At 69.6% G+C, this 18,806-nt stretch carries 18 protein-coding genes and 1 pseudogene; 2 read left to right on the top strand and 17 right to left on the bottom strand.

The features are described 5' to 3' along the window. Positions 1-210: 210 nt before the first annotated feature. Positions 211-1,311, top strand: a complete 1,101-nt coding sequence (locus tag ACIQCZ_RS26355; protein WP_402285333.1) for an LLM class flavin-dependent oxidoreductase — start codon at positions 211-213, stop codon at positions 1,309-1,311. A gap of 119 nt (positions 1,312-1,430) precedes the next feature. Here ACIQCZ_RS26355 and ACIQCZ_RS26350 read toward each other — a convergent pair whose 3' ends face one another. The 12 genes from ACIQCZ_RS26350 to ACIQCZ_RS26295 all read right to left on the bottom strand — a co-directional run bounded on the left by ACIQCZ_RS26350 (position 1,431) and on the right by ACIQCZ_RS26295 (position 13,620). Next, a complete protein-coding gene (locus tag ACIQCZ_RS26350) occupies positions 1,431-4,265 on the bottom strand; it encodes a DEAD/DEAH box helicase (RefSeq protein ID WP_402285331.1) in 2,835 nt (944 codons plus the stop codon). Between the two features lie 44 nt (positions 4,266-4,309). After that, complete coding sequence (locus ACIQCZ_RS26345) at positions 4,310-5,218, bottom strand: diacylglycerol kinase (protein ID WP_402285329.1); 909 nt, start codon at positions 5,216-5,218, stop codon at positions 4,310-4,312. Positions 5,219-5,235: 17 nt separating this feature from the next. Beyond that, positions 5,236-6,186, bottom strand: a complete 951-nt coding sequence (gene tatC, locus ACIQCZ_RS26340) for a twin-arginine translocase subunit TatC (RefSeq protein WP_402285327.1) — start codon at positions 6,184-6,186, stop codon at positions 5,236-5,238. A gap of 64 nt (positions 6,187-6,250) precedes the next feature. Continuing rightward, positions 6,251-6,541: a Sec-independent protein translocase subunit TatA gene (gene tatA / locus ACIQCZ_RS26335; protein ID WP_351079211.1), complete on the bottom strand. Its 291-nt coding sequence runs from the start codon at positions 6,539-6,541 to the stop codon at positions 6,251-6,253. Positions 6,542-6,904: 363 nt separating this feature from the next. Beyond that, positions 6,905-7,102: a hypothetical protein gene (locus tag ACIQCZ_RS26330; RefSeq protein WP_351079209.1), complete on the bottom strand. Its 198-nt coding sequence runs from the start codon at positions 7,100-7,102 to the stop codon at positions 6,905-6,907. Between the two features lie 63 nt (positions 7,103-7,165). After that, the gene (locus ACIQCZ_RS26325; protein WP_402285326.1) at positions 7,166-7,435 is read right to left on the bottom strand and encodes a hypothetical protein; all 270 of its coding nucleotides are present in this window, start codon (positions 7,433-7,435) and stop codon (positions 7,166-7,168) included. Between the two features lie 19 nt (positions 7,436-7,454). Then, positions 7,455-8,411 carry a helix-turn-helix transcriptional regulator gene (locus tag ACIQCZ_RS26320; protein WP_402285324.1) on the bottom strand — a complete coding sequence of 319 codons (957 nt, stop codon included), beginning with the start codon at positions 8,409-8,411 and terminating at the stop codon, positions 7,455-7,457. Between the two features lie 12 nt (positions 8,412-8,423). Continuing rightward, entirely contained in the window at positions 8,424-9,377 is a 954-nt protein-coding gene (locus tag ACIQCZ_RS26315; RefSeq protein ID WP_402285323.1) for a helix-turn-helix transcriptional regulator, read from the bottom strand. 113 nt (positions 9,378-9,490) lie between these two features. Then, the gene (locus ACIQCZ_RS26310) at positions 9,491-9,865 is read right to left on the bottom strand and encodes an FKBP-type peptidyl-prolyl cis-trans isomerase (RefSeq protein WP_351079199.1); all 375 of its coding nucleotides are present in this window, start codon (positions 9,863-9,865) and stop codon (positions 9,491-9,493) included. A 43-nt stretch (positions 9,866-9,908) separates the two neighbouring features. Further along, complete coding sequence (locus ACIQCZ_RS26305) at positions 9,909-10,862, bottom strand: FKBP-type peptidyl-prolyl cis-trans isomerase (protein ID WP_402285321.1); 954 nt, start codon at positions 10,860-10,862, stop codon at positions 9,909-9,911. A 127-nt stretch (positions 10,863-10,989) separates the two neighbouring features. Next, the gene (gene pafA / locus ACIQCZ_RS26300) at positions 10,990-12,351 is read right to left on the bottom strand and encodes a Pup--protein ligase (RefSeq protein WP_351079195.1); all 1,362 of its coding nucleotides are present in this window, start codon (positions 12,349-12,351) and stop codon (positions 10,990-10,992) included. Positions 12,352-12,360: 9 nt separating this feature from the next. Further along, complete coding sequence (locus ACIQCZ_RS26295) at positions 12,361-13,620, bottom strand: MFS transporter (RefSeq protein ID WP_402285319.1); 1,260 nt, start codon at positions 13,618-13,620, stop codon at positions 12,361-12,363. Positions 13,621-13,752: 132 nt separating this feature from the next. Between ACIQCZ_RS26295 and ACIQCZ_RS26290 the strand changes: the two genes are divergently transcribed. After that, positions 13,753-14,793: a LacI family DNA-binding transcriptional regulator gene (locus ACIQCZ_RS26290; RefSeq protein WP_402285318.1), complete on the top strand. Its 1,041-nt coding sequence runs from the start codon at positions 13,753-13,755 to the stop codon at positions 14,791-14,793. A gap of 53 nt (positions 14,794-14,846) precedes the next feature. Here ACIQCZ_RS26290 and prcA read toward each other — a convergent pair whose 3' ends face one another. The 5 genes and pseudogenes from prcA to dop form a co-directional block, all read right to left on the bottom strand. Continuing rightward, a complete protein-coding gene (prcA, locus tag ACIQCZ_RS26285; RefSeq protein WP_402285317.1) occupies positions 14,847-15,683 on the bottom strand; it encodes a proteasome subunit alpha in 837 nt (278 codons plus the stop codon). 58 nt (positions 15,684-15,741) lie between these two features. Next, complete coding sequence (gene prcB, locus ACIQCZ_RS26280) at positions 15,742-16,587, bottom strand: proteasome subunit beta (protein WP_402285315.1); 846 nt, start codon at positions 16,585-16,587, stop codon at positions 15,742-15,744. Next, a pseudogene (locus ACIQCZ_RS26275) lies at positions 16,539-16,730 on the bottom strand (endonuclease domain-containing protein); the annotation flags it as partial. The gene prcB and the pseudogene ACIQCZ_RS26275, both read right to left, overlap by 49 nt. A gap of 101 nt (positions 16,731-16,831) precedes the next feature. Beyond that, on the bottom strand, positions 16,832-17,050 hold the full coding sequence (locus ACIQCZ_RS26270) for a ubiquitin-like protein Pup (protein ID WP_108011740.1): 219 nt from the start codon (positions 17,048-17,050) through the stop codon (positions 16,832-16,834). A 120-nt stretch (positions 17,051-17,170) separates the two neighbouring features. Then, complete coding sequence (gene dop, locus ACIQCZ_RS26265) at positions 17,171-18,682, bottom strand: depupylase/deamidase Dop (protein ID WP_402285314.1); 1,512 nt, start codon at positions 18,680-18,682, stop codon at positions 17,171-17,173. Between the last annotated feature and the right edge of the window lie 124 nt (positions 18,683-18,806).

Below are 18,806 nucleotides of genomic sequence, written 5' to 3'. Positions count from 1 at the left end.
CGGCGGGCGTCCCGGGGCCGTCGACACCAGAAACGGTTGACGCGGCACCAACACGCCTGTTCCACTGGGCAGATGCGCCCTCAGCTGCGGCTGGTCACCCGTGACCACATCGACTTCGGTCGAGTGTGGTCCGCCTCGTGTTGTTCCTGACAGCTCCGACGTCAGCACTTCACACGACCGGTTTTCCGCAGCACGAGATGAGGCTTCGCCATGCCCGTCGAGTTTCTCGGCATCGCAGCAACCAACGAAGGTTCCGAGGTGACCCCCCGCTCCGGGGCGTCCTTCGACAAGGAATACACGCTCGAACTGGCCCGCGCGCACGAGGACCACGGCTGGGACCGGGTGCTGTTCGCCTACGGATCCGGCTCCCCGGATCCGTCCCCGGCCGCGGCCTACGTCGCGGCGCGCACCGAGAAGCTCCAGATCCTGGTGGCGCACCGCCCCAACGTCTCGTACCCGACCTTCGCGGCCAAGACCTTCGCGACCCTGGACCGGATCAGCGACGGCCGGCTCGCCGTGCACTTCATCACCGGCGGCAACGACCACGAGCAGCAGCGCGAGGGCGACTTCCTCACCAAGGACGAGCGGTACGCGCGCACCCGTGAGGCCATCCGGATCATCAAGAAGGCATGGACCTCGCACGAACCCTTCGACCATGAGGGCACGCACTACCGCTTCAACGACTTCGTGAGCGACACCTTCCCCGTGCAGCAGCCCCGCCCGCGCGTCTCGTTCGGGGGTTCCTCACCGGCGGCGTACGCGGCCGGCGGTGCCGAAGCCGACATCTACTGCCTGTGGGGCGAGCCGCTGGCCCGGACCGCGGAGCAGATCGCTTCGGTGAAGGCAGCGGCGCAGGCGGCGGGCCGTACGGACGTACCGCGGATCCAGGTCGCCTTCCGGCCGATCATCGCCCCGACCGAGGAACTCGCCTGGGAGAAGGCCCACCGAACGCTGGCACGGATCAAGGCCCGCAAGGCCGGTGCGCCGCCGAACCGCCGCCACCCGTCGAACAGCCCGGAGAACGCCGGCTCCCGACGGCTTCTGGCGGTGGCCGCCGAGGGGGAGCGCCACGACCGGGCACTGTGGACGCCGACCGCGGCGGAAACGGGCGGGGCCGGCAACTCGACGGCCCTGGTGGGCACCCCTGAGACGGTCGCGCAGGCGCTGCTCGACTACTACGACCTGGGCGTGGAGATCCTGTCCGCCCGCGGCTACGACCTGCTGGACGACGCCATCGACTTCGGACGGTATGTCATCCCGATCGTCCGCGAGGAAGTGGCGAAGCGGGACGCGGCCCGTACGGCCGCGTAGTACCGGCGGTGCGGGGCGGCCCGGTGAAGCCCACCCCCGCCCTCCGGTTCCCCGGAGGGCGGGGCAGGACGGCCGCAGGTTCACCCCGCGCGTCCGGCTCCGCCCGCAACACCGCGCCCTCACCCCACGGAGCTGTAGGCCACGACCCCCCGCAACACCGCGTCCACCGCCTTGCGCGCGCTGCGCGCCACGGAACTCCCCTCGCGCGGGGCCGCCGCCGCGATCTGCCCCAGCACGTCGATCACCTGCTTGCACCACCGCACGAAGTCGCCCGCCGGCATGTCCGCCTCGCCCAGCACCTCGTCCAGCGTCCGTCCCGACGCCCACATGTAGACGGCCCAGGCGAACCCCAGATCGGGTTCGCGCTGCCCGACCCCCTCCGCCTGGTTGATCTTGAAGTCCTCCTCCAGGGCGTCGAGGCGGCCCCAGATCCGGACCATCTCGCCCAGCGCCGTCCTCGCGGGCCCGGACGGCAGCTTGGGCGCCACCGCGTCATCGGCCTGCCGCGCCTCGTACACCAACGCGGAGACGCACGCCGCGAGTTCGGCGGGGTTCAGGCCCTCCCACACCTCGGCCCGCAGGCACTCGCTCGCCAGCAGATCCAGCTCGCCGTAGAGCCGCGCCAGCCGCCGCCCGTGCTCGGTGACCTCGTTGCCGCGCAGGTAGTCGAGCTCGGTGAGCAGTGCGACGATCCGGTCGAAGGTGCGGGCGATGGTGTTCGTCCGTCCTTCGATCCGCCGCTCCAGCTGCCTGGTGTCGCGCTGCAGCCGGTGGTAGCGCTCGGCCCATCGCGCGTGGTCCTCGCGCTCGTCGCAGCCGTGACAGGGGTGTGCGCGCAGCTCCGCCCGGTAGCGGGCGATCTCACGGTCGTCGGCCGCGACGGAGCGCCCCTTGCGGTGCCGCTCGGGCGCTATGTGCCCGGCCTTGGTCCGCAGCGCGGAGGCAAGATCGCGGCGTGACTGCGGTGAGCGCGGGTTGAACGACTTCGGCACCCGCATCCGCTCCAGGGCCGCCACCGGAACGGGGAAGTCGATCGAGGCGAGCCGCTTGACCTGACGCTCCGCGGTCAGCACCAACGGCCGCGGTCCGTCGTGGTATTCGAGCCCGCGGTGCCCGTGCCCGTTGGTGCGTCCCGCGGAGAGCCCCGGGTCGAGGACCAGTGCCAGTCCGGCGAACTTTCCGGTGGGCACATGGATGACGTCGCCGGGCTTGAGCTTCTCCAGGGAGGCCGCGGCGGCGGCCCGCCGCTGCGACGCGCCCTGCTTGGCCAGCTCGTTCTCCCGCTCCTTGAGGTCGCGGCGCAGTCGCGCGTACTCCTCGAAGTCACCGAGGTGGCAGGTCATGCCCTCCCGGTACCCCTCCAGTCCCTCTTCGTTCCGCTGGACCTGCCGGGAGATCCCGACCACCGACCGGTCGGCCTGGAACTGTGCGAAGGAGGTCTCCAGCAGCTCGCGCGAACGGTGCCGCCCGAACTGATGCACCAGATTGACGGCCATGTTGTACGAGGGCCGGAAGCTGGAGCGCAGCGGATACGTCCGCGTGCCCGCGAGTCCGGCCAGGGCGCCCGGGTCCATGCCGCGCTGCCACAGCACCACCGCATGGCCTTCGACGTCGATGCCGCGCCGCCCGGCCCGGCCGGTCAGCTGTGTGTACTCACCGGGAGTGATGTCGGCGTGCTGCTCGCCGTTCCACTTGACGAGCTTCTCCAGGACGACCGAACGCGCGGGCATGTTGATGCCGAGGGCGAGGGTCTCCGTCGCGAAGACGGCCTTGACGAGGCCTCGTACGAACAGTTCCTCGACGACTTCCTTGAAGGTGGGCAGCATGCCCGCGTGGTGCGCGGCTATGCCCCGCTCCAGCCCTTCGAGCCATTCGTAGTAGCCCAGGACGTGGAGGTCCTCGCCGGGGATGGACGCGGTCCGCTCCTCGACTATCTCGCGGACCAGGCGCCGCTTGTCCTCGTCGTTGAGCCGCAGTCCGGCGTGCAGGCACTGCTGCACGGCGGCCTCGCAGCCGGCCCGGCTGAAGATGAAGGTGATGGCGGGGAGCAGCCCCTCGGCGTCCAGCCGGTCGATGACCTCGGGCCTGGCCGGGGTCCAGATCCGGGCGCGCTGGCGCCGCTCGCGCTCACGGTCCGCTTCACGGACCATCTTGCCGCGACGGCGTTCACGCGGGTTGTATCCCCGCTGGTTCTCCATGCGGGCGAGCCGCACGAGGTCGGGGTTGACCTCACGGCGCCCCGTGCCCCGGCCGCCGTGATCGGTCTCCTCCTCGAAGAGGTCGTACATCCGGCGGCCCGCGAGCACGTGCTGCCAGAGCGGCACCGAGCGGTGCTCGGAGACGATGACCTGGGTGTCACCGCGGACCGTGTCGAGCCAGTCGCCGAACTCCTCGGCGTTGGACACGGTCGCCGACAGTGACACCAGGGTCACGGAGTCCGGGAGGTGAATGATCACTTCCTCCCAGACGGCGCCCCGGAAGCGGTCGGAGAGGTAGTGCACCTCGTCCATCACCACATAGCCGAGGCCGCGCAGCGCCTGCGAACCCGCGTACAGCATGTTCCGCAGCACCTCGGTGGTCATCACGACCACGGGGGCATCGCCGTTGACGCTGTTGTCCCCGGTCAGCAGACCGACCTTGTCGGGCCCGTAGCGCTTGACCAGGTCGGTGAACTTCTGGTTGGACAGGGCCTTGATGGGGGTGGTGTAGAAACACTTGCGGCCCTGTTCGAGGGCGAGGTGCACCGCGAATTCGCCGACGATCGTCTTGCCCGAGCCGGTGGGGGCTGCGACGAGCACCCCCTTGCCGGCCTCCAGCGCCTCACAGGCCTCGATCTGGTAGGGGTCCAGATCGAACTCGTACAGCTCGCGGAAGGGCGCGAGCGCGGTGGCCAGCTCGGCGGCGCGGATCCGAGAAGCCTGGTATCGCTCAGCTGGTGAGAGGTCCTCTGTCATCTTGCTTATGAGCCTACCCGCCACCTCCGACAGTGACGCGATCTTTAAATCCCGCCGGGAGAACCCGGGGCCAGCACTCGCACCGCACCCGGCACACAGGTCGCGGTGAGCGGCAGCGCCCCGAGTTGCTCACCGTCCGCGTACGCGGTGACACCGGCCGCGGCGAGCTCGATCGAGGTGACCCGGTGCACGGTGACCCGGGGGTGGCTGAGGTGCGTCCCCTTGTAGACGCGGGGGAAGACCTTGAGGAGTGTGGTGCGGCTGCAGTCCCCGACGACGGTCACGTCGAAGAGGCCGTCGTCCATGGCGGCGTCCGCGCAGATCCGCATGCCTCCGCCGTAGGTCGACCCGTTGCCGACGGCGATGAGCGTGGCCTCGATCTCCCGGACCGGTCCGCCGTCCAGCCTGACGCGGTACGGGATGGGCTTGAACGCGGCGAGTTCGGCGAGGATCGCGAGGTCGTACTTGAACCGTCCGCCGACCCAGCGCATCCGGTTGCCCCGGTCGTTGACCCGGGAGTCGAAGCCGGAGGCGAGGACGGAGCCGAACCACCGCTCGCCGACCCTGCCGAGGTCGATCTCGCGGACGGCACCGCCCTTGAGCGCCTCCGCGGCCAGCCGTCCGGCAGCGGCCGGATCCCGTATCGGCATCCCGAGCGCGCGGGCGAAGTCGTTCCCGGTCCCCACGGCGACGACTCCGAGCGGCGTCGTCGTCCCGGCGACGGCCTGCAGGGCGAGGGACATCATGCCGTCCCCGCCCACGGCTATCAGCGCTCCGGTCCCCCCGGCGACGGCCTCACGGGCCCGTCGCAGCGCGTCGTCGGCGTCCTCGCCGAGAACCGTGCGTACGGAGAATCCGGCGTCCCGCAACGCGGAAGCGGCCGGCTGCGCGGCGCGCGCGCCCCGGCCGCTACCTGCGGTGGGATTGACGAAGAGGGTGATCTCGCTGGTCACCCGGGGACCCTACAAGGTCAGGTGATGTCGTCGTAACCGTTGACCCGGTCATGGTCCGAGTTCGCCTGGTTGGGCAGCGAACGGCTGGACGAGACGGGTTCGATCTCACCGATGTCCTCGGGGGTGAGGTCCAGCTCCGACGCCTCGTCGTCGGCGGGCCCCGCCGCCGCGCGCTCTGCCTTGCGTCGGTCGTTGAGCAGCGAGATCCCGGTGGCCACGAAGTAGAGCAACCAGATGGGTCCGGCGAGCATCAGCATGGTCATCGGGTCGGTGCTGGGGGTGGCCACCGCGGCGAAGACCGTGATGCCCATGATCATGCCCCGCCACCAGCCGAGCATCCGCTTGCCGGTGATGACCCCGCCGAAGTTCAGCATGACGAGCAGCAGCGGCAGCTCGAAGGAGAGCCCGAAGACCACCACCATGCGCGTGATCAGATCGAGCAGTTCATCCAGCGGCAACTGGTTGTCGACGCCGCCCGGCGAGAAGTCCAGGAGCACCCGCGCCATCGTGGGCAGGGTCTTGTACGCGAAGAATCCGCCGGCGAGGAAGAGCGGGAAGCCCGCGCCGACGAAGGCGAGCGAGTACTTCTTCTCGTGCTTGTGCAGTCCCGGCGCGACGAAGGCCCACAGCTGGTAGAGCCAGACCGGCGAGGCGAGGACGACGCCTGCCATCAAGGAGACCTTGAGTGCGAGGGTGAACGGGGTGAGGAGGCCGTTCAGGACGATACGCGCGCACGTACCGTCCTCCTTCTTGGCGAGCTCGGCGAAGCTGGACTCGCAACCGACCGACTTCAGTACCGGGTCGGTGAAGAACTCGATGATCCCCTTGTAGAAGAACGCGGCCACGATCGTGACGACGACGATCCCGAGCAGGCCTTTCGCCAGCCGGTTACGCAGTTCACGCAGGTGCTCCACCAAGGGCATGCGGCCCTCTGGGTCCGTCTCCTGCTTGCGGGCAGACTTGAGCAACCCACGTCCTCATCTCGTGCAGCAGGCCCCACCGGTCACGGCGCCCGCGTCGGCCCGGTTCTTGTCAGCGCTTGGTCGAGTCGGTCGGCTCGGCGACCGGACGCGAACTGGTCACGTCGCCGGGCGCGGCCTTGATGGTGCGCGGGGCGGCCTGGTCCTGGGCGGTGTCGTTCGCCGGCTCGGCCGGGGTGGCCGACGGGCTGCCCTCGGACTTCATGGCCTTGGCCTCGCTCTTGAGGATGCGGGCCGACTTGCCGAGCGAGCGAGCCATGTCAGGAAGCTTCTTCGCGCCGAACAGCAGAACAATGACGACGAGGATCAGGATGATCTCGGGAGCGCCGAGCCTTCCGAACATATGCGTGTACCTTCTCACCGAGGCAGCAGGGGTGGGGCGGACCGAACGTCGGACGGACGTCCGATCGTCGTACTGTCAGCGATCGTATCCCGCAGGAGTAAACGCAGGGCAATACCCATGCATCCTTGCGATTACGGCCCATGCCTCGCTCTCAGGGCCGCCGTCAGCAGCGTACCCTCCGAACCCGGGAAACTGGAGGCCGCGCCCGCGCCGATCCATCGGCCCAGCTCACAGCCTCGCACGAACGTGGGGTCGGTGGATCCGGGGTCGTTCGTCCGGCGCGCGGGCCCGGCAGGATCCGAGCGAGGGCCCCAGGGCCCGTCCCATGATCCCTGACGGGTGTCAGGGGCCGTGGGACAGCCCTCAGCGCAGCGATTCACCCGTGGCGGCAAGATCCGTCGCAGCCCGTTCGAGGTCCTCGGCCGCCCGGTTGATGCGCTGGGTGGTCCGGGTCACCTGACGGCCCAGGCGCTGGGCCTCGACGAATACCTTGACGGCCAGCACCCCGAGGACGGCGATCCCGAGAAACCCCAGGGCGATGGCGAGCATGGGCCAGAACATGCGCAGAGCCTCAAATGTGTCTAGGTGTCCGAAGTTCCGAGATCGACCGGTACGCCGGCCGGCCTAAAGGCTGGTGTGCAGACGCAACGTCCGCACCCCGCCGACGGTGAGGAGTTCGACTATCCGTTCCCCGGCGGGCTTGCGGACGGCCGCGCCGCACGCCGGGCAGGTGAACGAGTAGAACGTCGTCCGGCGGCTGCCACCCACTGCGAGGCGGATGGCACCGGCGGCCAGTTCGAACCGTTCGCCACAGTCCGGGCATGCGGCTTTGAACCGTACGGATTCGGGCACCACCACGGTCGGAACGCCCGACACCACAGGCATATTGCTCATTTCTCCCTCGGGTATCCGCTCAGGCCGGGTCGTCGTAGGCGGCGAGCGCCGCACGGGCCGCTCTTTGCGCGCTCTGTGCCAGTTGCGGCGGGGAGACGATGCGACCCTCTCCTCCGAGCCGCAGCGCGAGCCTGCGCAGCGAAGCCGGGTCGGGGGTGCGCAGGGTGATCCGCAGCCCTCCGTCGGGCAGTTCCTGGGCGCTGTCGTGCGGATAGTACTCGGCGACCCAGCGTCCGCCGGGGCCCACCTCGACCACGACCTCCGGGTCCTCGGCCGCCGGCTGGACGAGCCCTTCGGACAGATCCCGCAGTTCGAGTTCGGGCGGCGCGGCCGGTTCGTCCAGCAGCCGGATCTCGGCCACCCGGTCGAGCCGGAACGTGCGCCGGTCCTCCGAGGACCGGCACCAGGCCTCCATGTACGTGTGCCCCACGGCGAACAGCCGGATCGGGTCCACCTCGCGCTCGGTGAGTTCGTCGCGCGCGGGCGAGTAGTAGCGCAGCCACAGCCGGCGCCGCTCGGAGATCGCCCGGTCGACGTCGGCGAAGACGCCGCCCTCGGACTCGAAGGTGACCGAGAGCCGCGAGCTCGCCGCTCCGACCTCGCCGGCCGCGGTCTCCAGCTTCGCGGTGGCCCGCAGCAGCGCCTGCCGGTCGCTCTCGCGCAGCCCCGGCAGCGTGGCCACGGCGCGGGCGGCGACCAGCAGCGCCGTCGCCTCGTCGGCCGCGAGCCGCAGCGGCTCCGCGACGTCGTCCGGGTTGTGCCACCAGATCCGGTCGCCGTCGGTGTCGATGTCCAGCAGGTCCCCGCCGCGGAAGCTCGTGCCGCACATGGGCAGCACGTCCAGGTCCGAGATCAGCTCGTCCTCGCTGATCCCGAAGGCGCGGGCCACGTCCTGGACGTGGGCACCGGGGCGCTCACGCAGATAAGTCACCAGGGAGAGCATCCGGCGGGTCTGGTCGATCGCGTTCGTGGCCATGATCGGGCCCCCTCAGTCCTTGGCCACGGCGCGCAGCCGGTCCACCACATCGGCCCGCAGATCGGCGGGTTCCCGTACGACGACGTCCGGACCGAACTCGACGAGCCAGGCGTCCAGACCGTGTCCGTACGGAATCTCCAACTCGTCCCATCCGTCGCCGAGTTCCCGGACCGATATGGCGCGCGAGCGCAGCGGGTATCCGGCACCGGTCCGCAGCCTGATCAGCGCGGTCCGGGTCGCCGTCTCCCCCGCCCAGCTCTCCACCGTCTCGCGGACGGTCACGACGTCGGGCACCTCGGCGGTGAAGGTTCCGGCCCGGGAGCGGACCCGGCCGGTGATCCGGGAGAGCCGGAAGACCCGTTCGGCGCCGCGGTCCCGGTCCCAGCCGGCCAGGTACCAGTGACCGCGCCAGCACTCCAGCGTCCACGGCTCGACCTGGCGCTGCTCGGGCCGGGCGGCGTTGCCCTTGCGGTAGTCGAAGGTCACCGGGCGGCGGTCCCGGCAGGCCAGCATCAACGGCTCGAACGCGGCCTCGTGAACGGGGATGCGGGGTTCGAGGGCGCTGTGCACCTCGTAGTCGTCCTCGGCCTCCGGCATGCCCGCGGCCCGCAGCTTCTGCAGCGCACCGCTGGCTGCACCGGCCAGCCGCGCCTGCTGCCAGACCTTGGCGGCCAGTCCCAGCGCGGCGGCCTCCTCGGCGTCCAGCGTGATGGGGGGCAGCCGGTTGCTGTCGCGGCGGGCGAGATAGCCCGTGTCGCCGTCCAGGCTCTCCACGGTCTCGATGACCAGACCGAGCTCGCGCAGGTCGTCCTTGTCGCGCTCGAACATCCGGTTGAAGGCGTCGTCGGAGCCCGCTTCCAGATAGGCCTCGATGGAGCCGCGCAGTTCGCGCTTGCTCAGCGGGCGCCGGGTCCCCAGCAGGCACAGGGCCAGGTTCATCAGCCGCTCGGCCTTGGCAATCGCCATCGACGCCCTTTCTGTTTTGCTCTACGACGGTCGACCGTACCGCTACGCGGTGTCCGGGCCAAAGCGAGGGCCCGCGCCTTGCGGCACGGGCCCTGGCGGCGTATGGGCGCGGATCAGACGGCGACCAGGTCGCAGACGAAGATCAGCGTCTCGCCGGGGGCGATACGGCCGCCACCGGCGCCGCGGTCGCCGTACGCGAGGTGCGCGGGGATGGTCAGCTGGCGACGGCCGCCGACCTTCATGCCCTGCACGCCCTTGTCCCAGCCGGAGATGACCTGGCCGGCACCGAGCTGGAACTGCAGCGGGGCGCCGCGGTTCCAGGAGGCGTCGAACTCCTCGCCGGTGGAGAAGGCCACGCCCACGTAGTGGACGGAGACGGTGGCGCCCGCCTCGGCCACCGCGCCGTCGCCTTCCCAGATGTCCTTGATCTCCAGGTCGGCCGGCGGCTCGCCACCCGGGAAGTCGATCTCGGGCTTCTCGATGCTCACTGACTTGCTCCTCTTACTGATGAACTGGGCAACCGGGACAGTCTTACATCTTCGCCAGGATGTCCACGGCGAAGACCAGCGTGGACTTCGCCGGAATGGTCTGCTGCGCCTTGTCCCCGAAACCCTGGTCCGGCGGAATGACGAGGAGCACGCGGCTGCCGATCTTCTTGCCGACGAGGCCGTTCTTGAGCCCCTTGAGGGTGACCTGGGCGAGCGGGAAGGTCTGTGTCTTGCCGGTGGAGTAGGTGCTGTCGAACGTCTTGCCGTCCTTCCACAGCAGCCCCACGTAGTTCACGACGACGCTGTCGGTGTCCTTCACGACATCGCCCTTGGACTCCAGGATGTAATTGGAGACGAGCTTCGTCGGCGGGGCGGTCTTGGTGGGGACGGTGACCTTCGGGGCCTTGCCGTCCGTGTTGGTACCGACCTTCGGAAGGTCGGCGTTGTCCTGGGCCACCTCGGTGCCCTTGGCGGACGCCGGGATCTGCGTCGCCTTCAGAACGTCGACGACGAAGACGAGCGTGGCATTCGGCTTGATGTCGCCCTGGCCCTGCGCCCCGTAGCCGAGGTCCGGCGGAATGACCAGCTCGACCCGGCTGCCGACCTTCTGGCCGACGAGACCCTTGTCCCAGCCCTGGATGACCATGCCGGCGCCGAGGGTCAGATCGAACGGCTGCTTGCGGTCGAAGCTGTTGTCGAAGGGCTTGTCGGAGTCCCAGGCCTGCCCGAGGTAGTTGACCTGGATCGCGTCGCCATTCTTGAGCGTGGCCCCGTCACCCTGGCTGACGACTCTGGTCTTCAGCTCCTTGGGCGGGTTCCCGGTCCCTTTGGACAGCGTGGGCTTCTCGCCGAACTTCGCGCCCGCGGTGATGGCGGGGAACCCGTTCTCGGACGCGGCGGAAGCAGAAGCGGAAGCTGAAGCGGAGCCCTTCTCGTTGCCACATGCCGCTGCCAGCAGCAACAGGGGGACGACGAGAAGGCCGGCAAGTCGGCGCACTTGTTCCTCAGATCTCAGACGGCACGGTTGGTTGAGTCCCCGACACTCTAGGGCGTACGCAGGGCCCCGTACGAGGAACGTACGGGGCCCGCGTCGCGTCGGAGGCCGAGGTCGTCCTGTCGCCGGCTCACATACCCGCGATCAGCTTCTCCACCCGGTCGTCCACCGAACGGAACGGGTCCTTGCACAACACTGTGCGCTGCGCCTGGTCGTTGAGCTTGAGATGGACCCAGTCGACGGTGAAGTCCCGCCGCTGCTCCTGGGCCCGGCGGATGAAGTCCCCGCGCAGCCGCGCCCTGGTCGTCTGCGGGGGCACGGACTTCCCCTCGAAGATCTTCAGGTCGTTGCAGACGCGGGCGGCCTGTCCCTTGCGCTCCAACAGGTAGTACAGCCCGCGACGGCGGTGGATGTCGTGGTACGCGAGGTCTATCTGGGCGACCCGCGGATGCGACATGGTCATGTTGTGCTTGGCCCGGTACCGCTCGATGAGCTTGTACTTCATGACCCAGTCGATCTCGGTCTCGATCCGGTCGAGATCCTCGGCCTCGATCGCGTCGAGCGTACGGCCCCACAGCTCCAGGACCCGCGCGACGGTACCGGTACGGATGCCGCGCCGGTCGACGAAGTCGACGGCCTTCTCGTAGTACTCGCGCTGCACCTCGATGGCGGACGCCTCACGGCCACTGGCCAGACGCACCTTGCGCTGCCCCGTGGTGTCGTGGCTGACCTCCCGGATCGCCCGGATCGGGTTCTCCAGCGTCAGATCCCGCATCACGGTGCCCGCCTCGATCATCCGCAGCACCAGGTCCGTCGCCCCGACCTTGAGCAGCATGGTCGTCTCGGACATGTTGGAGTCACCGACGATGACGTGGAGGCGGCGGTACCGCTCCGCGTCCGCGTGCGGTTCGTCGCGTGTGTTGATGATCGGGCGGGAACGCGTCGTGGCGGAGCTGACGCCCTCCCAGATGTGCTCGGCACGCTGGCTGACGCAGTAGACGGCGCCCCGCGGTGTCTGCAGCACCTTGCCCGCGCCGCAGATCAGCTGCCTCGTGACGAGGAAGGGAATGAGGATGTCCGCGAGCCGGGAGAATTCCCCGTGCCGCGCCACGAGATAGTTCTCGTGGCAGCCGTAGGAGTTTCCCGCCGAGTCGGTGTTGTTCTTGAAGAGATAGACGTCGCCCGCGATTCCCTCCTCGTGCAGGCGGCGTTCGGCGTCGACGAGCAGGCCTTCGAGAATGCGCTCGCCGGCCTTGTCGTGCGTGACCAATTCAGTCAGGTTGTCGCATTCGGGGGTTGCATATTCCGGATGCGATCCCACGTCGAGGTAGAGGCGGGCGCCGTTCCGCAGAAAGACGTTGCTGCTGCGGCCCCATGACACAACACGGCGGAAGAGGTAGCGCGCCACTTCATCAGGGGACAGTCGGCGCTGTCCCCTGAACGTGCACGTGACGCCGTACTCGTTCTCCAGCCCGAAAATGCGGCGGTCCATGACTGAACATTACGCCTGATGGCCTGAGCTGAAACCGGGTTCGACAGCACCGTTTCGATCATTTTCCGATCCCCGTACGGCAACAGACGTATGTCCGGGAACTGCGAGGAACCTTCCCGTGGCCAGCAGAACCAGCAGTGCCGCCACCCCACCGGCCCCCGCGACGGCGAAACTCCACGTCGTGCCGCCCAGTTCGACGGCCGGGCCCGCCACGGCCGTTCCCGCCGCCGCACCCACCCCGAACGTCGTCACCAGCCAGGAGAACGCCTCGGTCACCGTGCCCCGCGGAGCGTGCCGGTCGACCACGATGAACGAGCAGGCGATCGCGGGCGCGAGAAAGACTCCGGACACCGCCGCCAGAACGGTCATGGCGACCACTCCGGGGGTCAGCATCAGCGGCAGATAGCCCAGTGCCAGCAGCGCGACGATGACCCGCAGCCGGCGTTCCGGCGCCCCGGCCCACCGGCGCGCCCCGTACACCGCACCGCCGATCAGCGCACCCAGCCCGAGCGCGGCCATCAGCCAGCCGTACACCGACTCCCGGCCGTGGTCGTCGGCGTAGGCCACCCCGGCCACGGTGATCGAACCGAGCGCGAGCCCGACGAAGAAGAACGAGCCGAGCAGCGACAGGAGCCCCGGCGAGCGCAGCGCGCCCAGCCAGTGTGCCTCGCGGGGCGCGGAACGCCAGGCGCGCGAGGGTTCGCAGAGGACGACCGAGAGCGCCCCCAGGACGCCGATCACGTTGATGACGAGCAGGGCGGCGGCGGGTGACCAGAGGGAGACGAGCACCGTCACCAGCAGCGGGCCCACGGTGAACATGACCTCCTGGGCGACGGCGTCCATCGCGTACGCCCGGTGCACCCGGTCCTCGCTGCCGAGGACGGACGGCCACAGGGCCCGCAGACCGCCCTCCAGCGGCGGGGTGAAGACACCGGCCACCATCACCGCCCCGTAGGCCAGCGGCAGCGACCCCAGGCCCACCAGGGCCAGCACGATCATGCCCAGCGCCGATGCCAGGGAGGCCGGGAGCTGGACGCGGGGCTGGCCGTACAGGTCCACCGCGCGGCCCAGCAGCGGCTGCCCGACCGCGGTGGCGAGCCCGTACACGGCCGCGAGCGCGCCTGCGAGGGTGTAGCTGCCGCCCTCGGCGCGGGTGAACAGCACGATCGCGACCGGCGCGGTGCCGTTCGGCAGCCGCCCCACCAGGGTCCCCGCCAGCAGCCGGGCGGCATGCCGCGCCCGGAGGATGTCCAGATATCCCGCGGCCATGTCCCGCCCTTTCCTTCGGGCACGCTCCGGCGCCCTGAGGTTTTACGTATAACGTCGAGGTCCATACGTACCATGTGCCCAGTCCGCAGGTCCACCGCACGGCGCCTGCCCCCGATCGGCCCGGAGGCCCGAGTGACCAGCGCACCACAGCCCGCCCCGGCCCGGCCCACCAGCCGCGATGTCGCGCGGGCCGCAGGCGTCTCGCAGGCCACCGTCTCCCTCGTGCTCGGCGACAAATGGCGTGGAAGAGTCTCCGAGGCGACCGCCGGACGCGTACGGGACGCCGCCCGCGGCCTCGGCTACCAGCCCAATCTCGCCGCCCGCAATCTCCGGCTCGGCCGCACCAGGACCGCGCTCCTGGTCGTCCCCGCGCTCACCAACGAGTTCTTCGCGCGCGTCTACACCGGCGCCGCCGCGGTCGCCGCCGAGCACGGCTTCGGAGTCGTCCTCTACCCGTCCCCCGAGGGCACCGGGCCGGCCAGGGACCCCTTCGCCTCGGCGCGTGCCTCCCTCGACGGGGTGATCGCCTCCTCCATGGCCGCGGGCGCGCTCGACGCGCTGCGCGGCGCCGGCCTACCGCTGGTCATGCTCGACAGCGACCCGGCCGACACCGGGGTCGCGGCCCGGGTCAACCTGGACATCGCCGACGGCATGCGGCAGGTCGCAAACCATTTGCTCGCGCTCGGCCACCGCAAATTCGTCCACCTCGCGTCGGCGGTCGATTCCTGGACCTTCGCCGTCCGGGCCCGAGCCCTCCACGACACCCTGGCGGCAGCCCCGGGCACCTGTGTGCGGACCGTCGCGGCGGCGCTCGACGTGCACGCGGGCCGGGAGGCGACGGAGCGGGCACTCGCCGCCCCCGGCCCCCGGCCCACGGCCATCGTCTGCGACGACGACATCCTCGCCGCGGGCGCCTGCAAGGCCGCTCGCAGGCTCGGACTCCGCGTCCCCGACGACCTCTCCGTCACCGGCTTCGACGATCTGGCCCTGGCCACGGCCGTCGAACCGGAGCTCACCACCGTGCGGCTGCCCGCCGAGCAGGTCGGCGAACGGGGCATGGCGGCCCTGCTGGCGGTCCTGGGCGGCCGCCCCGCAGAGCCCGGCAGCCTGCCGGTGCACCTGGTGGCCCGCGGCTCCTCCGCGCCCCCACCGGCGAACGGCCCGCACTCATGACGGTGCCCCGGCCCGCCGGACAAGGCGGACCGGGGCACCGGCGCAGTGCTCGGCTACTCCTCGGAGGACTCCACGTCCCCACCGGAATCGGTGGACTTGGTGACGTCCGTCGCGGGGGACGCCGTCCCGGAGGACCCAGCGCCCTCGTCGTCCTCGATGTCGGAGGGCGCGTCCGTCGGTGCGGAGCCGCCGTCCGCCTCCAGCAACCGCGCCAGCTGGCGGCCGACGATCCGCTTGAACTTGCGCTGCTGCGGCCTCGTACGGTCCAGGACCGCGACCTCCAGCCGCTCCGCGGGGATCTCCCGCTCGCTGCCGTTGGGATCGCGGGACAGTGCCTGCACCGCCAGCTTGAGCGCCTCGGCGAGCGTCATCCCGTCCCGGTGGCGCTGGTCCAGGAAGGTGCTGATCTGCTCGGCGTTCCCGCCGACCGCGACCGAGCCGTGCTCGTCGACGATCGAGCCGTCGTGCGGCAGCCGGTAGATCTGGTCGCCCTCGGGTTCGACCCCCACCTCGGCGACCACCAGCTCCACCTCGTACGGCTTCTCGGCCGCGCTGGAGAAGATGGTGCCCAGCGTCTGCGCATAGACGTTGGCCAGCCCACGGGCCGTCACGTCGTCACGGTCGTAGGTGTATCCGCGCAGATCGGCGTAGCGCACACCGCCGATGCGGAGGTTCTCGTACTCGTTGTACTTGCCGGCGGCGGCGAAACCGATCCGGTCGTAGATCTCGCTGAACTTGTGCAGCGCACGGGACGGGTTCTCGCCGACGAACACAATGCCGTCGGCGTACTGCAGCACAACCAGGCTGCGACCACGGGCGATGCCCTTCCGGGCGTATTCCGCCCGGTCGGCCATGGCCTGCTGAGGTGAGACATAGAACGGCGTCGACACCGGTTATCCGTCCCTTTCTGTCAGTGACTGGAGCATCGGAGAAGCAGCGGAACGGCGGTCAGAGCAGCGCGGCGCGCGGGCCGTCGGGCTGTTCCATCCGGTGTTCCAGGATCGAGCGGGCGATCTGGGACGATTCCGCCTCGTCCAGCCTCCGGAAGCCTTCGTCGTTGATGACGGTGACGATCGGGTAGATCCGCCGGGCCACATCGGGGCCGCCGGTCGCCGAATCGTCGTCCGCGGCGTCGTACAGCGCCTGCACGACCAGGGTGAGTGCCTGCTGCTCCGTCAGGTCCTCGCGGTAGAGCTTCTTCATCGACCCGCGCGCGAAGACCGACCCGGAGCCGGTGGCCGCGTACCCGTGCTCCTCGGAACGGCCGCCGGTGACGTCGTACGAGAAGATCCGGCCCTTCTCGCGGTCGAGGTCGAAACCGGCGAAGAGCGGCACGACGGCGAGGCCCTGCATGGCCATCCCCAGATTGCTGCGGATCATCGTGGAGAGCCGGTTCGCCTTGCCCTCCAGGGAGAGCTGGGCGCCCTCGACCTTCTCGAAGTGCTCCAGCTCCAGCTGGAAGAGCTTGACCATCTCCACGGCCAGGCCGGCCGTACCGGCGATGCCCACCGCCGAGTACTCGTCGGCCGGGAAGACCTTCTCGATGTCACGCTGCGCGATCACATTGCCCATGGTCGCTCGCCGGTCACCGGCGAGGACCACTCCGCCGGGGAACGTCACCGCGACGATGGTCGTCCCGTGCGGCGCCTCGATCGCCCCCTGCAGGGGCGGCAGGCTGCGGTTGCCCGGGAGCATCTCGGGAGAATGGTCGGACAGGAAATCCATGAACGAAGAGGATCCCGGCGTCAGGAAGGCAGCTGGTAGACGCCCGGTGCTACGAGTGTTGGCTTCCACGCGTTTCCCTCCAGGTAAGCGACGGCCCTGCGCAGGGTGTCAGGAGCGTCTCCCGACATACCGATGGCCGAATTGCAGTCGATGCGGTTTACGCCACGGACCCTACCCGTCCCGTGGCGGTGATCCACATGAAGTGCAGGGGCGGCTCCGCCCGGCCTGCGGCCCCGCCTGTGCCCGCGCGGTACGGGCCGACCCGGCCCGTACCGCGCGCACGTCCCACTCCGCAGTAGTTCACATTCGTGAACTACTGTCCACCCTTTTGAACGAAGGAACGCACGAAGTCCTCCGCGTTCTCTTCGAGTACGTCGTCGATCTCGTCCAGAACCGAGTCGACATCGTCGCTCAGCTTCTCCTGGCGCTCCTTGAGGTCGTCGGACGCCTGCGCGTCCTGCGCCTGCTCCTCGACCTCCTCGGTGGAGCGCGTCGCCTTCTGCTGTCCGCCGCCGGTGTCCTTGGTCGCCATCTAGCTCACCCCGCTCGGTTCGAAGCACTTGATCAGACCCTACCCACGGGGTCCGACATTGGCCCGGTACTTGTCCAGACGTCCGGGGGTCATCCCGATGATTCCCCGATCGCGGCCGTTTCAGCCTCCCGACAGCACCTGGACCAGCTCCTCCGCCGTGCGGCAGCGGTCCAGGAGCTCCTTGACGTGATTACGGGTGCCGCGGAGCGGTTCCAGGGTGGGCACCCGTTGCAGCGAGTCATGGCCCGGGAGATCGAAGATGACCGAGTCCCAGGACGCCGCGGCCACGTCGTCGGCGTACTGATCCAGGCACCGGCCGCGGAAATAGGCCCTGGTGTCCTCCGGAGGGGCCGTACGGGCCTTCTCGACGTCGTTCTCGTCCAGCAGGCGCTTCATCTTCCCGCGGGCCGCCAGACGGTTGTACAGACCCTTCTCGGCCCTCACGTCGGCGTACTGGAGATCGACCAGGTGCAGACGCGCAGCGTCCCAGTCCAGGCTGTCCCGGCGGCGGTAGCCCTCCATGAGCTCCCGCTTGGCGATCCAGTCGAGCTCGCCGGACAGGCTCATGGGATCGTTCTCCAGCCGGTTGAGGGTGTCCTCCCAGCGGATCAGGACGTCCTTGGTCTGCTCGTCGGCGTCCGACCCGTACCGTTCCTCGACGTACTTGCGGCCCAGCTCGAAGTACTCCATCTGGAGCTGCACCGCGGTGAGGGTACGGCCGCTGCGCAGCGTGATCAGGTGCTTCAGCGTCGGGTCGTGGGAGACGTGGTGCAGGGTGCGCACCGGCTGGTCGACCGCGAGATCGACGTTGATGAAACCGTCCTCGATCATGGAGAGGACCAGGGCCGTGGTGCCGAGCTTGAGATAGGTGGAGATCTCCGAGAGGTTCGCGTCGCCGATGATCACATGGAGCCTGCGGTACTTCTCGGCATCGGAGTGCGGTTCGTCACGGGTGTTGATGATGGGGCGCTTGAGGGTGGTCTCCAGACCGACCTCGACCTCGAAGTAGTCGGCACGCTGACTGATCTGGAAGCCGTGTTCATGGCCGTCCTGGCCGATTCCCACGCGTCCGGCCCCGGTGACCACCTGGCGGGAGACGAAGAACGGGGTCAGATGGCGCACGATGTCGGAGAAGGGGGTCTCCCGCTTCATCAGGTAGTTCTCGTGCGTGCCGTACGAGGCGCCCTTGTTGTCGGTGTTGTTCTTGTAGAGGTGGATCGGCTGGGCGCCGGGAAGCTGGGCGGCGCGGTCGGCCGCCTCGGCCATGATCCGCTCGCCGGCCTTGTCCCAGAGGACCGCGTCACGCGGATTGGTCACTTCCGGGGAGCTGTACTCGGGGTGCGCGTGGTCGACGTAGAGGCGGGCCCCATTGGTGAGGATGACATTGGCGAGGCCGATGTCCTCGTCGGTGAGCTGGCTGGAGTCCGCGGTCTCACGGGCGAGGTCGAATCCTCGCGCGTCCCGCAGCGGGTTCTCCTCCTCGAAGTCCCAGCGGGCGCGGCGCGCCCGGTGCATCGCCGCTGCGTAGGCGTTGACGATCTGGGACGAGGTGAGCATGGCATTGGCGTTGGGGTGGCCGGGGACGGAGATCCCGTACTCCGTCTCGATGCCCATTACTCGCCGTACGGTCATGCGGCCCTCCTTGCCCGGCGGCGCCCCCTCGAGGGGGCGGCGCTCAAGTACCGCTGCTTGTCCGGTGCGTGTGCGGTGCCCGTCCCCGCACTGCGCGACCGGGCGGTACGCAAGAGCCTAGAGC

This window comes from Streptomyces sp. NPDC093149 (assembly GCF_044754145.1).
Taxonomy (GTDB): domain Bacteria; phylum Actinomycetota; class Actinomycetes; order Streptomycetales; family Streptomycetaceae; genus Streptomyces.
The sequence above is the reverse complement of the archived record's forward strand: the minus strand, read 5'-3'. Positions and strand labels throughout refer to the sequence as shown.